We start from the raw sequence: 19,076 nt of genomic DNA, 5'->3' as shown, positions 1-19,076 counted from the left end.
TCATTCATGACTTCTCCCCATTCCCAGGCTTCTGGCGCGTCGGCCAAACCCGTGCTCACTCTCAAAGAAGCGTTCGAGCGCTACCGCGAAGACCTGTGCCTGTTCCGCAAAGATGGTCGCCTGGGCGTGCTGCCCGCCGTGATTGGCACCGTGTTCTTTGAACGTGGTTCCAAGCCCGATGTGCGGCAAGGTTTGCTGGCCTGCTTCAATCGTTTTGAGGAGCTGTTTGGCGAGCAGCTACGAAGTTGTGCGCGTGGTGGGAAATTCACCCGTTACACGGCCTCGGGCATGAAAGGCGTTCAGCGAACCATTCTGGAGACGCCTCCCCATCAAAAGGTAGAGGTGCTGTGTTCCAGCGCTCCTGATCAGGACACTGCTGCTGGTTATCAAATTGAAACGCTAACCAACGACGAAAATCTAAGCGACTACACCTTGCCGGGCACAACCCATGTGATTCCCAAAGGCGACGATGGTGGCGATCTCTCCTATCTGAAATTTCAGCTTCCCATGGATGCGATGGCGACGTCGTATGGGTTGAAGCAGTACCAGGACTTCCTGCATTTCGTTTGTCGTCAGTTGCCGGTGCGTGGCGGCTATGGCGGCCTCTCCGCCGTGCTGCCCTATAGCTTCCACCGATACATGCCCACGGAATGGGCGTTAGCCACACGCTTCAGCGGTCTGGAGATTGACAGCTATGGATTCACGCAAACCCGCACATACAAGACGTACTCGTACGAGGGGCCTTCGCTCGAGAAGCTAGAGCATTACTATCCCCACCCGAAACTTGGCGCCAAGACGGGTGCTTGGGGCTACATCAAGAGCATCAACTGGGTCACCGTGCTCGGCGATCTGTTCGTGCAACGACTGGGCGGCGAAGCGCGGATACGTCATGCCTTAGCCCGGCCCGATATCGGCATCGAGTGTATCGGTAGTTGCTTGCTGATTCGTGCGGGTGCGTTTCCGCGCCTGGGCGCACCGGAAGAAGGGCTGCCGGAGCCTTATGTATTCGTCAATCGCGTGTTGCGCGTGCTGCGCAATCCGAACCCGGAGCAGTTGCACACCCATATCGAAGGGGTGCCCAGCGCCGACGCGGACAACACCAAGGCCTGGGAGGCACGTTTCGATTTACCCGGCAGCCTACCGATTCCCACCCCACCGGACATCGTGCCGGCGCCCGACGACGAGTGGATGAAAAAAGCCTATTGGCCGCACTTCAAAGGTGACCATCCATGAGCACATCGCACGACACGACAAGCACGGTGCTCACCCTCAAAGAGGCCTTTGAGCGCTACCGCGAAGACCTGTGCCTGTTCCGCAAAGATGGCCGCCTGGGCGTGCTGCCCGCCGTGATTGGCACCGTGTTCTTTGAACGTGGTTCCAAGCCCGATGTGCGGCAAGGTTTGCTGGCCTGCTTCAATCGTTTTGAGGAGCTATTCGGCGAGCAGCTACGAAGTTGTGCGCGTGGTGGGAAATTCACCCGATACACGGCCTCGGGCATGAAAGGCGTCCAGCGAACCATTCTGGAGACGCCTCCTCATCAAAAGGTAGAGGTGCTGTGTTCCAGCGCTCCTGATCAGGACACTGCCGCTGGTTATCAGATCGAGACATTGACCAATACCGCCATCCCCGTTGATTACACCGATCCCGAGGGCTGGTCGGTCAAAAAAGGTACTGACCGGTTTCTGTCGTATCTGAAATTCCAGCTGCCGATGGATGCGATGGCGACGTCGTATGGCTTGAAGCAGTACCAGGACTTCCTGCACTTCGTATGCAGGCAGTTGCCGATACGCGGCGGCTATGGCGGGCTTTCCACTGTGCTGCCTTACAGCTTCCACCGCTACATGCCCACAGAATGGGCATTAGCGGAGCGCTTCAGTGGATTGGAGATTGACAGCTATGGATTCACACAGAAGGATGACTACGACCCCACATCCCACGACGTTGATGCCTCGGGGCGCACGACAGCCATCCACGATGTCCTGAAGCCTGGGGCGAAGGTAGTCGACTGGGGCTATATCAAGGGCGTCAATTGGATCACCGTACTCAGCGATCTGTTCGTGGAACGTCTTGGCGGCGAGGCGCGGATACGTCAAGCATTGGCCCGGCCCGATATCGGCATCGAGCGTATCGGTAGTTGCTTGCTGATTCGTGCGGGTGCGTTTCCGCGCCTTGGCGCACCGGAAGAAGGGCTGCCGGAGCCTTATGTATTCGTCAATCGCGTGTTGCGCGTGCTGCGCAATCCGAACCCGGAGCAGTTGCACACCCATATCGAAGGGGTGCCCAGCGCCGATGACGCCAACACCAGAGCCTGGGAGGCACGTTTCGACTTGCCCGGCAGCCTACCAATTCCCACGCCACCGGACATCGTGCCGGCACCGGACGATGATTGGATGAAGAAGGCCTACTGGCCGCACCTCAAAGGCGACCATCCATGAGTACATCGCACGACACGACAAACTCGGTGCTCACCCTCAAAGAAGCGTTCGAGCGCTACCGCGACGAGCTGTGCCTGTTCCGCAACAATGCGGACTCAAGTGTTGGCAGTCGGCGGTAAGTGACTGGTTGCGACACACCACGCCACAGACGCACCTGGGTTTGACCAGATGCGCCTGTGGCGCGCGGATGATGCCTGCCTTCAGGCGCTGACGGCTTCTGTCAGCGCCGGATAGTCCACGTAGCCCTGCGCACTACCGCCGAAAAACGTGTTGTGGTCGGCTGTGTTCATGGGCGCATCGGTTTTCAGCCGCGTGATGAAATCCGGATTGGCCAGCACCATCTGGCCGTAAGCCTCCAGGTCGGCCAGGCCCGACGCTACGTCATCACCGATCTGCTCGCGCGCGCGACCCGGGCGGTTGAGGATCAGTGCCTGCGTCCAGCGTTCGCGCAGGTCGGCCAGCAGGGGCTCGTTGCCCAGGTGCATGAGGTGCAGGTAGGCAAGGCCGAGCTTGTCGAGTTCGGCGACCAGGTAGCGATACAGATCCGGCCCTTCCGCGCCTTCGTCGATGCCCCACATGGTGGTGCCTGGCGACAGGCGGATGGCGGTGCGGTCCGCGCCGATGTCATCGGCAATCGCCGTGGCCACCTCGATGGCGAAGCGTGCGTGGTTTTCGATGGAGCCGCCGTATTCGTCCGTGCGCGTGTTGGCGCTGGGGGCGAGGAACTGGTGGACCAGGTAGGCGTTGGCGCCGTGGATTTCGACGCCATCGGCGCCGGCCTCGATGGCGCGTCGCGCGGCGTGGCGGAAGTCCGCGATGGTCTGGCGCACTTCCTCGGTGGTGAGGGCGCGGGGCGTGGGGATGTCCTGCATGCCCTTGGCGGTGAACATCGGCGTGCCCGGGGCGATCGCGGAAGGCGCCACGCCCTGGCGGTGGTGCGGGGTGTTGTCAGGATGCGACATGCGCCCGGCGTGCATGAGCTGGATGAAGAGGCGGCCGCCCCGGGCGTGCACGGCGGAGGTGATGGCGCGCCAGCCGGCGACGTGCGCGTCGGTGTAGATGCCTGGCGTCATCAGATAGCCCTGGCCATCGTCCGATGGCTGTGTGCCTTCGGTCACGATCAGGCCCAGATCGGCGCGCTGTGCGTAGTACTCGCTGGCCAGTTGGCCGGGCGTGCCATCGAACTGGGCACGGCTGCGGGTCATGGGCGCCATGACCAGGCGGTTTTGCAGGGTGTGGTTGCCCATGCGAACAGGGAGGAACACGGATGTCATGATGGCGCTCTCAAGGCTGATGGGTGGGGAAGGCGTTCGCGATGCCGGGGTTTCTGTCCGAGGCATCGCGCGGGTGGCCTGCGAGCGAGATCTTGGGTTAATCCACTGACGGGATAAATACGGTAAAGTGGATAACATTGATCCAAATATGGAGCAATGTGATGGAGCTGCTCAACGACATGGCCTTGTTCGTCGAGGTGGTGAAGGCCAGGGGCTTCCGTGGGGCCGCCGAGGCGACGGGCGTTCCCAACTCCACGCTGTCGCGGCGCATCGGCGCGCTGGAGAAAGCCATCGGCCTGCGCCTGTTGCACCGTACGACGCGCAAGGTCGAGCTGACCGAAGCAGGGCAGGTCTACTTCGAGCGCTGCAAGCGCATCGTGGACGAAGCGCGGCTTGCGCATGAGCAACTGGGCGACATGCTGGCCCAGCCCAGCGGCGTCTTGCGCGTGTCGATGCCTGTGGATTTCGCGACCATCTACATGGCGCCGCTGATCGCCGAGTTCGCCGCGAAGTATCCCGGTATCACCTTTGATTTCGACGTGACGCCGCGACAGGTCGACCTGGTGCGCGAACCCTACGATGTGGCCATCCGCATGGGCGAACCGGAGAGCTCGAACCTTATCGCGCGCCCGCTCGCGTCGCTGTCGACGCGGCTTTTCGCGTCGCCGCGTTACCTCGAGCGCGCGGGCACGCCGGTGGAACCGCAGGAGCTTGAAGCCCACGAATGCCTGAACATCCTGAAGGCCAGCACCTGGATGCTCCACCGCAAGACGGAGTCCATCCAGGTGGCCACCCGCAGCCGCTTCACCATCAACAGCGTTGGCCTGATACGCAGCCTGGCGGCGCAGGGCATGGGCATCCTGCTGGTGCCGGAGAAGGTCGTCGTGGACGACCTGGCGACAGGACGGCTGGTGCCCGTGCTGCCGGCATGGCGTGGCCAGTCGACGTCCGTCCATGCGCTGACGGAAACCCGTTTGCTACCGGCGAAAACGCAGCGCTTCATCGAGTTCTTCAAGGAGCGGCTGGCGCACGTCTGAGGCCGCGCTCTCCGGCGCGGGCCGCCTGTTGCGGCGCCGTGCCGGGAAGGGTGTCTAGCGAACGCGCCTGAAGTAGCTTGTCTTCATGACCGGCGAACCGTCCTGCCCGGGATAGACCGCCGTCTCGATCAGCGTCTGGCCGTCCGGCGCCATGGCATAAATGCGTGTCGATGCCAGCACGTCGCCCTTGCGCAGCGCCATCACCAGCACATTGGGCGCCGGTTGCTTCAAGGCCAGGCTGTCCGCCTCGGGACTGTTCTCGATGGGAGCGGGGCTGCCGTCCAGCGCGGCCGTGGATACGGAATGGACCACCTCGCCATTCGCATGGACGATATCGACCTGCGTTGCCCACTTGCCGCCATCGGCCTTGCCGAAGGTGAACAACACGCTCCGTGGCCGTTGCTGGGGCGGCATCGGCAGGCGCGAGGTGTCCACGGCCCAGCGGCCAAGCAAGGGCGATGCGTCGGCGCGTGGCGAGGGCGCGTCCGCTGCGGCGGCGATGGCGAACGGCAGTGACAGGGCGACGAACGATGCCAGGGTTACGCGGGCGAAGGTCTTCGGCGACAGCGTCATATCCTCGTCTCCTTGTCTGCCGGTCGATGGATGCCGCCTGGCATGGCCGGTCTTCGATCCCCCGCGTGCATGGCACGCGGCGGGCTCAGGGGAGTGCTGTTTCCTGCAGATAAACCCAGGCCGGCCGGCCATGGCGGGTCGCCTGCAACCATGCCCCGGAAAGGCGCCGGTTGGAAGAGCCATCCGCCAACACCTGGGTTTCGCGGTAACTGACCAGCCAGCCATCGGGCCGGTCCACCCGTACCGCCACCTGATCGATGGTGATGGCGACGCCTGGCCGTGCGCCGTATAGACGTCCGAACAGGGCCTGCGTGCCGTCGCGATCCAGCTGGTCGCCACGGATGGTCACCATCCGGAAGTCGTCTGCAAAGCAGGCGGCGAGTGCGTCGAGCGCCTCCGGTGGTGCGTCGCCGCGAAACCACGCTTCGATCTGTTCGTGCAAAAGGATGATTTCGGCGGAAGCCTTCTCAAGCGTGGTCATGCAGCAAGTCCCGGGAACGTGGTGGTGTGGTGTATGTCACGGCGTGGCGTGATCCAGGCGAGGCTGTTGCGGCGACCGCGCCATCGGGCGCCGCTGGTTCGTCGCGGCATGGGCGAATGCATGCGCACCCACCAGCCAGAAAGCCAGGAGGCCGGCGGGCCCCAGGGCGGCGTTGACGATAGCCCAGGCAACGGTGGCGCGGGTGGCAAGCCGCAGGCGTCGCGCATGCAGCACCGTCATCGCGAGGCAGGCCAGGGCGCAGGCAACGGCGAGCCACAGGATGCCCGCCGGCGGCCGTACCGGGTCGATGGGATCAAGCGAAGGCTGCGCGGCAAACATCGAGGTCAGCATCAGGCCGCTGCGATCGAGCAGTGGCGACAACCACCAGCCGATATAGCGGTACCACACGGGGAAATCCTGCGTTAGCGGACGTGTCGCGACGATGCGCCAGTGGCCGCTTGCGTCCACATGCACCACGTGCTGCACGCGCGGGAACGATTCATAGCGCAGATTGCGCAGGAACGTGAGCGAGACGAGATAACCGTCGCTGACATCGGCAATGCTTACCCGACCGAGCACGCTGACCGGACCTGGCAGCGGAATGCGCACGGGCAGGCCCTCGGCGCGCCGGTTGGCGTTGCCCACGTAGAGCGCCTGGTCGCTCAGCGCGGCCAGGTGGCTGCCCACCCGCATCAGCGGGGAGGCGAACACCTCTTGCGCCGGCAGTTCAAGCAGCGTGTCCATGGCGTGCGTGCGCGGCTCGTAGCGCCACGCGCTGTGCTGGTTGAGGATGAGCACGCTTTCGGCGTCGCTGGCGCCCAGCACACCGGCGATGGGCATGGCCGGCGTGGCGAACGTGGCGGCGTGCGGCGGCGTGAGCGTGCCACGGTCGCTACGGTCGTCGGCCAGCCCGCGTCCGACGAAGCGCATGCGGTCATGGCTGAATGTCCACGCCGTATCGTTGGCGGCATCGGGGAAGCTCAGCGGAAGCAGGTTGGTGAACTGCCCGCGCACGGGTAGTTCGTCGAACAGCGGCCCGTAACGTTCCAGCTTTTCCAGCCGGGTAACTTCCGTCATCCATTGCGGGGCGGCGGCATCGCGGCTGACCTTGAGTCCTTGCAGCATCAGCGCCTTGTCCGTGGCACGCTGGCTCTCCTGCACGGAATCCACGGGCGGTACAGCGGCCGTCGCCGGTGCCGTGCCCAGCAGGATCCAGCTGATCTGCAAGCCGACTTTCAGCGTGGTGAGCAAGGCCAGGTAAAGCGCAAACACCACAGGCGCGAACACCAGGCCCAGACGCCCAGCCGACGCCGGAATGGCCTGCCGGTCGGGGCGGAACACGATCCACAGCAACGCGGCGAGATAGCCGGCCACCAGCCACTGCAGCAGCAGTGCATTGAAGGCCTGTGCGTGCGCCATCCACACCAACAGCAGAAACACCACCGCGCCGAAGCCGACCCGGCGGTTGGCGAGCACCACGTATGCGCCCAGCGCGTAACCGATCATGCCGGTCGTCAACGCGGGCAGCGGCATCAGCCAGTGGCGCAGGTCGACCACGCGCGCCGTCATGCCGGCCTGCCACGCGGCGATCAACAGGATGGGCAGTGCCACGGCGAGCGCGATCCATGCCGCGCCCGCCGCCATCAGCGCGACACCGATGCGCCAGGCCGGCAACGGGCGGTGGATCAGCTGTACCCAGGCTGGCGGGCGCGCGTAGCTCATCATCTGGTAGGCGCCCAGGACCAGTCCGCCCAGTACGTAGCAGGCGGCGAAGATGCGGTAGGTCTGGGCGGTTTGCTGGGCGAGGTCGGTCGTGCGCGAGAGGAAGCCGAGCACGACCAGATGAGCGAGGCACGCGATGGCGCCCGCGACGCGAAAGCGGCGGAGTTCAGCCTTGAACAGAAGCCACATGGGTTGGTTCCTTGGAGAGGTCAGGCAGCCACGGGCGCGCGATGGCGCTGGGCGAGAAAGCCGTTGACGGCCTGGTCCAGGCTCACCGGCATGCTGTGCATGGAGCGCGCGCCGTGCTGTGTCAGGAAGTCGGCGAACGAGTCGTCGGCATCGGCGACGAGGTAGTGGTGCAGGCCGTCGATGCGCTGCATCTGCAGCAGTCCCGGCACGAGTTTCGGGTCGGGGCCACGGAACGGCATCTCGGCGATCCAGTAGCGGACGCCGGCAGTGAACTCGTCCGGTGGCGACATATGCCGCAACGAGCCGCGTTCCAGGATGATCAGGTTGTCGGCGACGCGTTCGATCTCGTCCATCTGGTGTGAGCAGTACACCACCGAGCGCGCCTGTTCGGTGGTGGCGTAGAGCAGCGCTTCGAGGAACGCGCGCTTGGCGACCACGTCCAGGCCGAGCGTGGGCTCGTCCAGGATTAGCAGCTCAGGTGACTGCGCCAGGCTCAGCGCCAGATTCACGCCGGCGCGTTCGCCACGCGACAGCTCGCCGATGCGCTGGCTGGCGCGTACGTCGAAATGCCCGATGACGTCGTCGTAGGTGGCTTGTTGCCAGTGCGCGTACTGGCTTCGCTGCACGCCGACGAGCTCGTCCACGCGCATCCATGTGGGCAGTGTGTGTTCCTCGTTGACGAAGCCGATGCGTCCGCGAACCTCCGGCGTCAGTGCATCGCTGGGGCAGCCCAGCGCCCACGCACGGCCGCCCGTGGGTTTCATGAAACCGAGCAGGATGCGGAAAAGCGTGGACTTGCCGGCGCCATTGGCACCCACGATGGCGTGGGTCATGCCTGGCTCCAGCGCGAGGTCTAGCTTGTCGATGGCCTGCTTGCTGCCGAAGCGCATGTCGAGGCCTTCGGTGCGGATGATGGGAACGTGCGTGTTCATGCGGAGCCTCCTGCTCAGGCGGATCGACGCGTGACGACGCGCAGTGCGTCGTCCAGGCGGGCGAGGGCGGTGTCGGGCGATAAGCCAAGCGCCACCACCTCGTTGACGAAGCGATTGACGGCCTCGGCCAGGCGGTGGTCGCGCTCCTGCGCGGAGAGCCGCGCGCGCGGCTCCGCCACGTAGAGCCCAAGGCCCTGGCGGGCCTGCAGCCAGCCTTCCGCGGTGAGTTCCGCGTAGGCCTTGGCCACGGTGTTCGGGTTGATCGACAGCTGCTGGGCCAGGCCGCGCACGCTGGGCAGCTGGACGCCGGGCTGAAGTTCGCCACGCGCCACCTTCATGCGCACCGCGTCGACGATCTGCCTGCTGATCGAGCGGGTGTCGCCGGTGGCGATGCTGATCGCCAATGCCTGGGTGCGGGTCATGGGAGCGGCTCCTGGCTGTACTGCGTGTAGTAGTACAGTTGGTGCGGATCGGTGTCAATACCGCCATCTGCCTGGGTTCGCTGTCACGCTGTCGGCGAGGCCTGGCAAGGGCTGGCGGCCGCAGGGAGCGGTCGCTGTCGTCAATGTGTAAAATCGACGGTTTTTAGCCAGACGTATGGTGCAAGTCCCTCAGCGAACGGCCGTTCGTGGCCCGACGTTCATCCGCTTGCTCGCTCGCCTGACGGACGTCGACGTTCCCGCTTCCAGGCAGTCACTGCCGGACCGGTTGAGCCAGTGGCTCGACTGGTCGCATGCCATTGCGCTGTCCACCGCGCTGGATGGCAGGCCATCCGGCGATGGCCTGGACGGGCCGTCCTTCGGCAGCGAGGAGGAGGAAGAGTGCGCCCGCATCCGCGGCTCGCTGGCGCAGGCGATTGCCGGTGACCCGGTGCTGGCCGTCGGGGACGCGGAAGAGGGTGCTGCGGATGCGGTCCCCGATTACGCGGTGTTCCGCCAGCGCTACCTCACGCTGCAGCGGCGCATGCAGGCCGGCACCGGGCATCTGCGCGGCCGCCTGCGGGACATGCTGGCGCGGCAGTCCGTGGAGCTGGCCCGGCTCGCCGAGGTGGACTCGGTGATGGAGCTGGCGCTGAGCCCGCGCGAGCAGATGCTGCTCGCCGCCGTGCCGGCCTTGCTGGGCGAGCACTTCGAACGCCTGCGCGTGGCGTCGTCGGGGGAGGCGTCCACGGCGTCGGCCAGCGCCTGGCTAAGTGGGTTTCGCAAGGACATGCAGAGCGTATTGCTCGCCGAACTGGATGTTCGTTTTCAACCGGTCGAAGGCCTGCTTGCAGCCCTTCGCGCCCGCTAATCGAGAAGTCACGTTGAAGAATCTGCTTAATCTTGCTGTGTTCGCTGTAGGCCTCGTGGCCGTGTGCTGGATCGGCGCGGGCTATATCGGTTCGAATCCGCTGGGTGCGGCCGTCGCGACGGTGATCGGCGCCTGCTACGTGGCCGGTGCGCTGGAGTTGCACCGTTACCGGCAGGCGACGGCCACGCTGGCGCACGCCGTGGCGGATGCCTCCGCCGCGCAAGGCAGCCTGGGCGAATGGCTCGGCCGCCTGCATCCCAGCCTGCGCAGCGCCGTGCGCCTGCGCGTGGAAGGCGAGCGCGTGGCCCTGCCGGCGCCGACGTTGACGCCGTACCTGGTCGGCCTGCTGGTGTTGCTCGGCATGCTGGGCACGCTGCTCGGCATGATGGCGACGCTGCGCGGCACCGGCATGGCGCTGGAAAGCGCGACGGACCTGCAGGCCATCCGCGGCTCGCTGGCCGCACCGGTGAAAGGCCTGGGCTTTGCGTTCGGCACCTCGATCGCCGGTGTGGCGACCTCGGCCATGCTCGGCCTGCTGTCCGCGTTGTGCCGGCGCGAGCGCCTGCAGGTCGTGCAGGCGCTGGATGCGAACATCGCCACCAGCCTGCGCGTGCATTCGCAGGCCCACCAGCGCGACGAAGCCTTCAAGCTGCTGCAGCAGCAGTCCGCCGTGATGCCGGCGCTGGTCGAGCGCCTGCAGGCCATGATGGTCGCCATCGAACAACACAGCACCGTGGCGAACGAGCGCCAGCTTGCCAGCCAGGAAACCTTCCACTCGCGCACCGAGGCGGCCTACACGCACCTGGCCGCGTCCGTGCAGCAGTCGCTGAAGGAAAGCGTGGCCGAAAGCGCGCGCGCCTCCAGTGCCGTGCTGCAGCAGGGCCTTGCCGCGAATGAGCATCAGCTTGCCAGCTACGACGCCTTCCACACGCGGGTCGAAGCGGCCTATACCCGGCTTGCTGCCTCAGTGGAGCAGTCGTTGAAGGACAGCGTCACCGAGAGTGCGCGTGCCGCCGATGCCCTGCTGCAGAAGAGCCTTGTCGCGAGCGAGCAGCAACTCGCCGGCCATGATGCCTTCCATGCGCGGGCCGAAGCGGCCTACACGCATCTCGCCGCCTCCGTGGAGCAATCACTGAAGGACAGCGTCGCCGAGAGCGCGCGTGCATCCAGCGCCACGCTGCAGCCGGTGGTGGAAGCCACCATGGCGGGGCTGGCGCGCGAAACCGCCTCGCTGCACGGCGTCGTTACGCAGGCGGTGCAGCAGCAGCTGGACGGCCTCACCAGCGGTCTGGCGAACACCACCGCCACCGTCGCGGAACTCTGGAGCAAGGCGCTGGCGGAGCATCGCCAGTCCAGCGAGGCGGCAGCCGATGACCTGCGCGGCTCGCTCGCGCGCTTCACCGAAACCTTCGAGCAGCGCTCGGCGGCGCTGATCGACGGCGTGGCCACGCGCTTCGATGCCACCGCTGGCCATGTCGCAGAGGCGTGGAACAAGGCGCTGTCGCAGCAGGCCGGCGTCAATGACGACCTCGCCAGCCGCAACCAGCAGGCGCTCGCCGCCGCCGCCGCCACCTTCGAGCAGCACGCGGCCGCCCTGGTCGGCACCGTGCGCGAATCGCACGCGGGTCTGCAGACCGCACTGGAAGCGCGCGACCAGCAGCGCCTGGCGACGTGGACGGAAGCGCTTGGCACCATCGCCAACACGCTGGGCGAACAGTGGGCGCAGACGGGCGAGCATGTCGCCAGCCGCCAGCAGGAGATCTGCAACACGCTGGCGCAGACCGCCAGCGACATCTCCGCCCAGGCACAGGCACACGCCAGCGACACCATCGCGGAGATCTCGCGCCTGGTGCAGGCCGCCTCGGAAGCGCCGAAGGCCGCGGCCGACGTGGTTGCCGAGCTACGCCAGAAGCTGTCCGACAGCATGGTGCGCGACACGGCGATGCTGGAAGAACGCAGCCGCCTGCTTGCCACGCTGGAAACCTTGCTGGATGCGGTGAACCACGCCTCCACCGAGCAGCGCGAAGCGGTGGATGCGCTGGTCGCCACCTCGGCCGACCTGCTCGATCGTGTCAGTACCCGCTTCACCGACCACATCGAAGCCGAAACCGGCAAGCTCGGCGCGGTGGCCGCGCAGGTCACTGGCAGCGCGGTCGAAGTGGCAAGTCTGGGCGACACCTTCGGCGCGGCGGTGCATTCGTACGGCCAGTCGAACGAAGCGCTGATGGAACGCCTGCAGCACATCGCCGACGCACTGGACAAGACGCTCGCGCGCAGCGATGAACAGCTCGCGTACTACGTGGCGCAGGCGAGGGAAGTGGTCGACCTGAGCATGCTTTCGCAAAAGCAGGTGATCGAAGACCTGCGGCAGATCGCCGACCAGCGCATCGCCGCCGGGACTGAAACCGCATGAACGACGAGATCGAGGTCGAAGGCGAATCCAACGCACCCATCTGGGCCGCCTTCGGCGACCTGATGTCGGTGCTGCTGGGCGCCTTCGTGCTGATCCTGGTCGGCGTGATTGGCATGCAGCTGCAACTCACCCACCGACTGGACGAAGAGATGAAGCAGCACCAGGCCGAAGCACAGCGCCGCAAGACGCTGGAGCAGGCACTGGCTGCGCCACTGGCCGCCGGTCGCGTGACGCTGGTGGACGGGCGCATCGGCATTCGCGGCAACGTGCTGTTCGCGCTCAACTCCGCCCAGCTGCAGCCGGAAGGACGCGACCTGCTGAAGAGCCTGGCCGGTCCGCTGACCGACTATCTGCGGTCCCGCGATGAAATCCTGATGGTGAGCGGCTTCACCGACGACCAGCAGGTACGTGATGGCAACCGTCAGTTCGCCGACAACTGGGAGCTTTCCGCAGAGCGCGCGCTGACCGTCACCCGTACCCTGATCGCCGAAGGCGTGCCCGCCTCGTCGGTGTTTGGCGCGGCGTTCGGCGCCGAGCAGCCGGTGAGCTCGAACGCGAACGAAGAGGGCAGGGCGAAGAACCGTCGCGTGGAGATCGCGCCGATGCCCAAGCCGTCGAACGCCGCCGCGTCCCATGACTGACGAAAGCCATCGCGCGCTACTCGACGCCTGGCGTGAGCAGGGCGCGGATCGCCTCGACCCCATCCGCTTCCATTTCATGGACGCGCTGGCGACGCGCGCAGCTCGCCACGAAGGCGAGGCACGACGTGTGCTGGATGAAAAGCTGCGCGCCTTGCTCGATGCCTACGCAGCGGATATCGAGCGCTCGATGGAAGAGGCCATCCGTGTCACGGAACGCACCGTCGACGCATCGGCGCGCGGCGTGTTTGGCGAACTGATCGACCAGCTCGCACGCGCTGCCGCCGCGCGCAGCGACAGTCCGGTGGCCGATGCCGCCGCGCCGGCTCAGGAAATGGAACTGCTGGGCGAGTTCAGGAAGATCTGGTCCTCGGTGCGTACCGAGAGCCAGTTGCGCCAGTCCATGGAAGACGCACCGGAGAACGCCGGGCCGCTTAATTCGCGCGCGCTCGTGCATCGCGCCGTCGCGCTGATGCGCGAACTTTCGCCGGGCTACCTGCAGCACTTCCTGGCCTACATCGACGATCTTTCGTGGATCGAGCAGATGAATGGCAGTGCTGCCGTGGCATCCCGGGAAGCCTCGCCGTTGGCGAGCCCGAAGAAGCGTTCGCGGGCCAAGGCAGGTACACGGCGCGAGTGAGGCCGGCGGCTTGCATCGGTGCGGCGGACTGATCGCCGCCATGCTGCCTCATCCCATGCGGGGATGGCCAAGCGGAGTGTCCTTGTTGCAATCGTACTTCTGCGCTTGCGTCTCCACTTCCTCCGGCGTGACGTGACGATCGATCAGCTGCTCGGTGGTCATCGCCCGCCATGCATCGACATCGACGCAATGGCGATCCGGGACGCCGAATCGATGCTGCAGGCGATGCACCAGATACTTGATGCCCTGCTTGTCCGGATCGATCAGCTGGATGCCCTGAACCACCGCGTGATCGGAACCGGGCAGCCGTACTCCCGCCTTACTTTCCGGCCCATGCCCCAGCAAGCTGCCGCCCGCGACATACCCTTGCGAAGCCGCTTCGCCCGATGGCATCGGGACTGATGGCTGCGTTGTCGCGGCGGATGGCGATGCGTCGGTGACGGGTGCCGGCGACTCGGCGTGGGGAGATACGGGCGGAGGCGATATCGTGACGCGAGAAGTGGGGTGCTCCGTGCTGGCGGGCCGGGCGGTCGATTGGCGCGTCGCCGTGATGGATTCGCGGGAAGCTGGTGCGGATGAGGGTCGTTGTCTGGCTTCGGGGTGTATTGGCACCGTCCAGTACACGTTTTCCTGCGTCCGGTGCGGGAGGTCCGATGTGTCGAAGGACTGGGGGGGGCGAAGCAACTGGATCAGCAGTGTGCCATGGAAAAGCATGAGCACGGCGTAGATCAGCACGCGCCGTGCGGACTCCCTCGCGTTGGCACTCCCTGCGGAACCCTGCTTCATGCATCGCTCCTTTGCCCCGGAAAGCAGACCGTGGCATGCGACGCGAAGTTCCGCGTTGGCGTGTGACGCACTCCACCCGGTAGACGCGCGTTTGCGCGGGGCTCAACGCCCGGGCGCAGCCCCCGCCATGAAGAATTTCAGGGAGCGCGACAATTCGGTGCGCAGGCTGGCGGATTCGCCGTCCAGCCAGCGCAGCACCGCGCCGAGATAAAGGAAATGCAGATGGCTGGCCAGCAAGGGCGCGGCGATGTCCCGGCGGACGTCGCCGTCCGCCTGCGCCTGCCCGATCAACTGCGCATAGAGCGGCAACATGTCGGAGTCGCTCTGTCCGGGTTCCCCGCTCCCGATGGCCTGGAAGCGATGGCGGATATAGGGCGCGGCGTAGTCGCGGTGCGACTCCCACCATAGCGCCGAGGCATCCAGTATCGCGGCTAGGCGCGACTGCAGGCTGCGGCGTGCCATCGCCTTGTGCAGCAATGGCCCCAGGTCGTTGGCCAGCTCGCCGTGCAGTGCATGCACGAGCGCCGCCTCTTTCACGGGGAAGTGGTTGTACAGCGTGCCCCGTGCGACGCCGGCGTCGGCGGCGATCTGCTCCATGGTGACGGCCTCGTAGCCGAACTGCTCGAACAGCGTCAGTGCCACTGCGGCGAGATGTTCGCGGGTACGGGCGCTCTTGCCTGGTGGGCGGGTGGGTGTGGACATGGCCGGGCCTGATATTGAACAATGCCCATAATTAGACATTGTTCAATTAGGGGCGATGCCAGCATAGCATGGCGTGCCGGACCCAGCCCGCTGGCGGTGTGCGGCGCCCCCGATATGCAACCACAGGATGAGGTTCCCCATGTCCCGTCATACTGCTCCCGTCATCGTGATCGGCGCCGGCTTGTCCGGTCTTTCCGCTGCCCTTGCCATGGCCCGCGCCGGTCGCGCCGTGACCGTGCTGGAAGCCGCGGACCCGCCGGGCGGCTGTTGCTCCACGACGCAGGTCGATGGCTATACGTTCAACAACGGCGCGGTCTATGTGGCGGTGCCGTCGCTGCTGCGCCGCACGTTCGAGCGGCTGGGGCTGGATTTCGATGCGGATGTGCCGCTGGTTTCCATCGATCATCCGCACGAGACGCATCTCGACGACGGCACGGTGGTGCATCTGGGCGCGCTCGATGCGTCGTGGGTGGAGGGTGCCCGCGCGGCGGACCGCACCGCGCTGTTGCGCAACGGTCTGCGCCGGCTGCAACAGGACTGGCAGCCCCTTTATCGCCGCCTGCTCGACGACGTACTGCCGTTCGAGCCGTCGTTGCCGCGCACGCTGGGGCAACTATGGCGTTATCTGCCCATGCTGGCCGGCCGGGCAGATCGCCTGATCGCCCGCTACTTTCCGGATCCCGCGCTGCAGGCAGCCGTGGCGTCCATCCTGCTCTACACCGGCACCGCGCCGCAGCGCCTGCCGTCATCCCAGCTGATCGGCCTGCTGGCCTTGCTCGAGGAGGGCTTCCATCTGCCCGAGGCGGGCATGGGCGCGATCACCGCCGCGTTGCATCGCGCACTGCAGGCGCAAGGCGTGTCGGTGCGCTGCGGCTGCAAGGTGGCGCGTATCGACGTGGGCGCCGATGGGGTGAACGGTGTGACGCTGGCGGATGGCGAGCAGCTTCAGGCACGCGACGTCATCGCTACCTGTGCCGGTTTCGCCGTGGTCAATCACCTGCTGCCGCCCCAAGCGGTTCCGCGCGCCATGCAGCGCACGGCACGCAAGGCGCCGCTGTCGCATCGTGCCGTTGCCGTGCAATTGGGTGGCCGCTTCGAAGCGATGTCCAGCGCGTTCATCGTCAATCACGTGCCTGAGATGCGCCGGCAGGGCGAACTGCATCAGGTGGTGCGCGGTACACCGCGCTGGCTTTCCTGGACATCACCGAGCCAGGTGTTGAGCCGCGTGGCTCCGGAGGGCAGGGCGGTGATCGAGCTCTATGCACCGGTGTCGGGCATCGAACATGCCAGCGAATGGACGCCCGCCATGACCGGGCGCGCGCTGGAAGGCCATCTCGCTGCCTTGCGAAAGCATCTGCCGTCGATGGATATCGAAACGGTAAGGACGCTCGATCCTCCCGCTTTCGAAAGCGAGCGGCACCTGTACGAGGGCGCGCTCTACGGCATCGCACCCGGTGCGAATCCCAACGCCTATTTTCCGCATCGCTCCGCCTTGCCGGGGCTGCATGTCGCGGGCCAGACCACGTATCCGGGCTTTGGCGTACCCACGGCGATGTTGTCGGGCCTGCAGGCGGCGGAGAGCCTGCTGTCGGTGCACCGCTAGTCCAAAAGCCAAGGCATGCGCGCGCCGCTCCTCGGCCCAGCTATATAGGCCTTTTTTCCGAGGGTTTGTGACAGTTTGGCGTAAGTGCAACGGGATGTATCGGGAGGATACTTTCGCCTTGCACGACAAGCACATGCGCAATTTCTTGCGCGCACGCAGCGTGTTGCTGAGCAGCGTCGACTGACCGGAAGTGACGGGGGCAGCGATATGAGTCAGTGGTACGAGTCAACGTTCCGAAACGTGCTTTTTCCCGCCTATGAATCGGGGCTGCGCCACCGCGACACGTTGTCGTGGCTGGAGCGGTACGAGGAGGATCAGTGGCTGTCGCCGGAGCAGGTGGCGCAGCTGCAATGGACGCGCCTCAAGCAACTGCTGGAGCACTGTCATCGCGACGTGCCGTACTACCAGAAGCAGTGGCGCGAGCTGGGCATCACGCCCGCGGATATCCGCAGCATGGACGATTTCGCGAAGCTGCCGCTGCTCACCAAGGCGGACATTCGCGCGAACTTCGAGGACCTCAAGGCCACCTCGTTGCGCGATGACCTGCTTTACAAGGCCACCGGCGGCTCCACCGGCGAGCCCATGCGCTTCGGCTACACGCGCGAAAGCAACAGTCGCCGCCATGCGGTGATGTGGCGCGGCTACGACTGGGCCGGCGCGCCGCTGGGCACGCGCAGCCTGTTGTTGTGGGGCGCGGGCGTGGGCCACATGCCGTGGCGGCAGCGCGTGCGGGAGCGCCTGTACCACGCGGCATTCTCGCGCCGCATCGTCAACAGCTTCCACATGACGGAAGCGAACATGGCCGAGTACGCTGACGTCATCGACGAATTCAAGCCGCGCGTGCTGCTGGGCTACACCGGGCCGCTGATCCGCCTGGCGCAATGGATGCTCGATACCGGGCGGCGCGTGCATCGTCCGCGCTCGTTCATCTCCTGCGGCGAAGCCATGCACGATTTCCAGCGCGAGATCATCGAGGAAGCCTTCGGCTGTCCCGCCTTCAACACGTATGGCTGCCGTGAATTCATGCTGATCGCGGCCGAGTGCGATCACCACGAAGGCCTGCACGTCAGCGCCGATCACCTTGTGGTGGAGCTGCCCAAGACGGCCGACGCCCCGCCGGAAGGCGATACCGGCGAAGTCGTGGTCACCGATCTCTCCAACTACGGCATGCCCTTCATCCGCTATGCCACCACCGACCTGGCCACGCCCGCGCATCACGCATGCAGCTGCGGTCGCGGGCTACCCCTGCTCAAGCGGGTGGAGGGGCGCGTGCTCGATGCCATCCACACGCCGGACGGACGCATCCTGCCGGGCATGTTCTTCCCGTTCCTGTTCAAGGAAACCAAAGGCGTCAACCGTTACCAGGTGGTGCAGCGGCAGCTGGACCGGCTGGACGTGTCCATCGTGCGCGGCCCGGCTTTCGACGATGACTCGCTGGCCTTCATCCGCCACGAGATCCACAAGGTGCTGGGCGACAGCCTGCAGCTGCACTGTCATTTCGTGGACGACATTCCACTGACCAGCAGTGGCAAGACGCGGCTGACGATTTCGGAGCTCTGATGCCGGCCCGTGGATGGAGCGGTGCGCGGACGCGCACTGCTCAGTCCGCATACCTGTTGCACAGCACATGGCAAAGCACGGCCAGCCCCACCAGCACCGCGAGCATCGGCGCCATGTGCGTGGAAAACCACAGGTGCGACCGGCTCTGCTGCTCGGTGATGTAGAAGTAGACGCCGTGGTACTTGAAGGGAACGATGTTCAACGGCGGCGCCGGTTTCGGCGGGCATTTCATGATGGACGTGAACAGCTGCAGCCAGGCGACGAACAGCGCGGCTGCCGGCACGATGAAGGTGGCCATCAGCACCCGCCAGAATGTCCTCGACGTCATGAAGTCCATGCTTGCCCCCAGTGATATCGCAGCCGGTCAGCTGCGCGGCGGAAACCAGACGTGCAGGATCTTGCCATCGCGCACTTCATACATCGCGATGGCATCGGCGGGGCCTTTGTCGGCCGGCAGGCCCATCAGGCGTTCATGGTCGACCACGATGGGGCCGTTGACCACGCGCTGGACAATGGCGGCATGGAACTCCTTGGGCCTGGTCGCCAGAAATGCGTAAGCCTTTTTCAAGGCATCCCTACCCGTGATCGGCGGGCGCTTGCCGCCAAGGTCCGTTACGGTGACGTCGTCCGCGTAGCAGGAGGCAAACGTGGCCACGTCATGCGCGTTGTACGCATCCACCTGTGCCTGCACCACCTCGGCCGGGTCGGGCGATGTATTGCTGCACGCCATCGCCGACAGGGGGAGCCACAGCATGGCCGCGAGCATGTTCGTGAGGGCAGGCATCTTCTTCTCCGTAACGG

Annotated in this window: 20 protein-coding genes; 10 read left to right on the top strand and 10 right to left on the bottom strand. The window is 65.7% G+C overall.

The genetic code is table 11. The annotated features are described in order from the left end of the window. Nucleotides 1-6 precede the first annotated feature (6 nt). Genes HY57_RS16595 through HY57_RS22230 form a run of 3 tightly spaced genes read left to right on the top strand, consistent with a single transcriptional unit; the run spans nucleotide 7 to nucleotide 2,554 of the window. Nucleotides 7-1,233 (top strand): type VI immunity family protein, encoded by a 1,227-nt coding sequence (locus HY57_RS16595; RefSeq protein WP_026033841.1) that lies wholly within the window; start codon nucleotides 7-9, stop codon nucleotides 1,231-1,233. Then, a complete protein-coding gene (locus HY57_RS16590) occupies nucleotides 1,230-2,435 on the top strand; it encodes a type VI immunity family protein (protein ID WP_019464797.1) in 1,206 nt (401 codons plus the stop codon). The genes HY57_RS16595 and HY57_RS16590 overlap by 4 nt, the downstream gene beginning before the upstream one ends. Beyond that, a complete protein-coding gene (locus tag HY57_RS22230) occupies nucleotides 2,432-2,554 on the top strand; it encodes a hypothetical protein (protein WP_268746170.1) in 123 nt (40 codons plus the stop codon). Before HY57_RS16590 ends, HY57_RS22230 begins: the two co-directional genes overlap by 4 nt. Nucleotides 2,555-2,635: 81 nt before the next feature. Here HY57_RS22230 and HY57_RS16585 read toward each other — a convergent pair whose 3' ends face one another. Beyond that, complete coding sequence (locus HY57_RS16585) at nucleotides 2,636-3,709, bottom strand: alkene reductase (RefSeq protein ID WP_026033842.1); 1,074 nt, start codon at nucleotides 3,707-3,709, stop codon at nucleotides 2,636-2,638. Nucleotides 3,710-3,870: 161 nt separating this feature from the next. On the opposite strand from HY57_RS16585, the gene HY57_RS16580 reads away from it, so the two are divergent. Further along, complete coding sequence (locus HY57_RS16580; RefSeq protein ID WP_019464799.1) at nucleotides 3,871-4,746, top strand: LysR family transcriptional regulator; 876 nt, start codon at nucleotides 3,871-3,873, stop codon at nucleotides 4,744-4,746. 54 nt (nucleotides 4,747-4,800) lie between these two features. Here HY57_RS16580 and HY57_RS16575 read toward each other — a convergent pair whose 3' ends face one another. The 5 genes from HY57_RS16575 to HY57_RS16555 form a co-directional block, all read right to left on the bottom strand. Beyond that, nucleotides 4,801-5,319: a hypothetical protein gene (locus HY57_RS16575; RefSeq protein WP_019464800.1), complete on the bottom strand. Its 519-nt coding sequence runs from the start codon at nucleotides 5,317-5,319 to the stop codon at nucleotides 4,801-4,803. 85 nt (nucleotides 5,320-5,404) lie between these two features. Beyond that, complete coding sequence (locus HY57_RS16570; protein WP_019464801.1) at nucleotides 5,405-5,800, bottom strand: DUF4440 domain-containing protein; 396 nt, start codon at nucleotides 5,798-5,800, stop codon at nucleotides 5,405-5,407. 36 nt (nucleotides 5,801-5,836) lie between these two features. After that, complete coding sequence (locus HY57_RS16565) at nucleotides 5,837-7,711, bottom strand: hypothetical protein (RefSeq protein WP_019464802.1); 1,875 nt, start codon at nucleotides 7,709-7,711, stop codon at nucleotides 5,837-5,839. A gap of 20 nt (nucleotides 7,712-7,731) precedes the next feature. Then, on the bottom strand, nucleotides 7,732-8,643 hold the full coding sequence (locus HY57_RS16560) for an ABC transporter ATP-binding protein (protein WP_019464803.1): 912 nt from the start codon (nucleotides 8,641-8,643) through the stop codon (nucleotides 7,732-7,734). Between the two features lie 14 nt (nucleotides 8,644-8,657). After that, on the bottom strand, nucleotides 8,658-9,065 hold the full coding sequence (locus HY57_RS16555; protein ID WP_019464804.1) for a GntR family transcriptional regulator: 408 nt from the start codon (nucleotides 9,063-9,065) through the stop codon (nucleotides 8,658-8,660). A 175-nt stretch (nucleotides 9,066-9,240) separates the two neighbouring features. Here HY57_RS16555 and HY57_RS16550 point away from each other — a divergent pair, with 175 nt between their 5' ends. Genes HY57_RS16550 through HY57_RS16535 form a run of 4 tightly spaced genes read left to right on the top strand, consistent with a single transcriptional unit; the run spans nucleotide 9,241 to nucleotide 13,624 of the window. Next, nucleotides 9,241-9,933, top strand: a complete 693-nt coding sequence (locus HY57_RS16550) for a DUF3348 domain-containing protein (protein ID WP_026033843.1) — start codon at nucleotides 9,241-9,243, stop codon at nucleotides 9,931-9,933. A gap of 37 nt (nucleotides 9,934-9,970) precedes the next feature. Then, entirely contained in the window at nucleotides 9,971-12,346 is a 2,376-nt protein-coding gene (locus HY57_RS16545) for a DUF802 domain-containing protein (RefSeq protein ID WP_019464806.1), read from the top strand. Continuing rightward, the gene (locus HY57_RS16540; RefSeq protein WP_019464807.1) at nucleotides 12,343-12,987 is read left to right on the top strand and encodes an OmpA family protein; all 645 of its coding nucleotides are present in this window, start codon (nucleotides 12,343-12,345) and stop codon (nucleotides 12,985-12,987) included. The genes HY57_RS16545 and HY57_RS16540 overlap by 4 nt, the downstream gene beginning before the upstream one ends. Next, the gene (locus HY57_RS16535; RefSeq protein ID WP_019464808.1) at nucleotides 12,980-13,624 is read left to right on the top strand and encodes a DUF2894 domain-containing protein; all 645 of its coding nucleotides are present in this window, start codon (nucleotides 12,980-12,982) and stop codon (nucleotides 13,622-13,624) included. The genes HY57_RS16540 and HY57_RS16535 overlap by 8 nt, the downstream gene beginning before the upstream one ends. Nucleotides 13,625-13,672: 48 nt before the next feature. On the opposite strand, the gene HY57_RS21700 is transcribed toward HY57_RS16535, so the two are convergent. Then, a complete protein-coding gene (locus tag HY57_RS21700) occupies nucleotides 13,673-14,410 on the bottom strand; it encodes a hypothetical protein (protein ID WP_144240846.1) in 738 nt (245 codons plus the stop codon). Between the two features lie 102 nt (nucleotides 14,411-14,512). Beyond that, nucleotides 14,513-15,112, bottom strand: coding sequence for a TetR/AcrR family transcriptional regulator (locus HY57_RS16525; protein WP_026033844.1), 600 nt, complete (start codon nucleotides 15,110-15,112; stop codon nucleotides 14,513-14,515). Nucleotides 15,113-15,251: 139 nt separating this feature from the next. On the opposite strand from HY57_RS16525, the gene HY57_RS16520 reads away from it, so the two are divergent. Further along, complete coding sequence (locus HY57_RS16520) at nucleotides 15,252-16,715, top strand: phytoene desaturase family protein (RefSeq protein WP_019464811.1); 1,464 nt, start codon at nucleotides 15,252-15,254, stop codon at nucleotides 16,713-16,715. A 207-nt stretch (nucleotides 16,716-16,922) separates the two neighbouring features. Continuing rightward, nucleotides 16,923-18,275 (top strand): phenylacetate--CoA ligase family protein, encoded by a 1,353-nt coding sequence (locus tag HY57_RS16515; protein WP_026033845.1) that lies wholly within the window; start codon nucleotides 16,923-16,925, stop codon nucleotides 18,273-18,275. Nucleotides 18,276-18,315: 40 nt separating this feature from the next. On the opposite strand, the gene HY57_RS16510 is transcribed toward HY57_RS16515, so the two are convergent. Then, nucleotides 18,316-18,603 carry a hypothetical protein gene (locus tag HY57_RS16510; RefSeq protein WP_144240845.1) on the bottom strand — a complete coding sequence of 96 codons (288 nt, stop codon included), beginning with the start codon at nucleotides 18,601-18,603 and terminating at the stop codon, nucleotides 18,316-18,318. A gap of 36 nt (nucleotides 18,604-18,639) precedes the next feature. Then, nucleotides 18,640-19,059, bottom strand: a complete 420-nt coding sequence (locus tag HY57_RS16505; protein ID WP_157786182.1) for a nuclear transport factor 2 family protein — start codon at nucleotides 19,057-19,059, stop codon at nucleotides 18,640-18,642. Nucleotides 19,060-19,076: the final 17 nt, after the last annotated feature.

Source organism: Dyella japonica A8 (genome assembly GCF_000725385.1).
GTDB lineage: Bacteria > Pseudomonadota > Gammaproteobacteria > Xanthomonadales > Rhodanobacteraceae > Dyella > Dyella japonica_C.
This window is presented reverse-complemented; position numbering and strand designations above follow the sequence as displayed.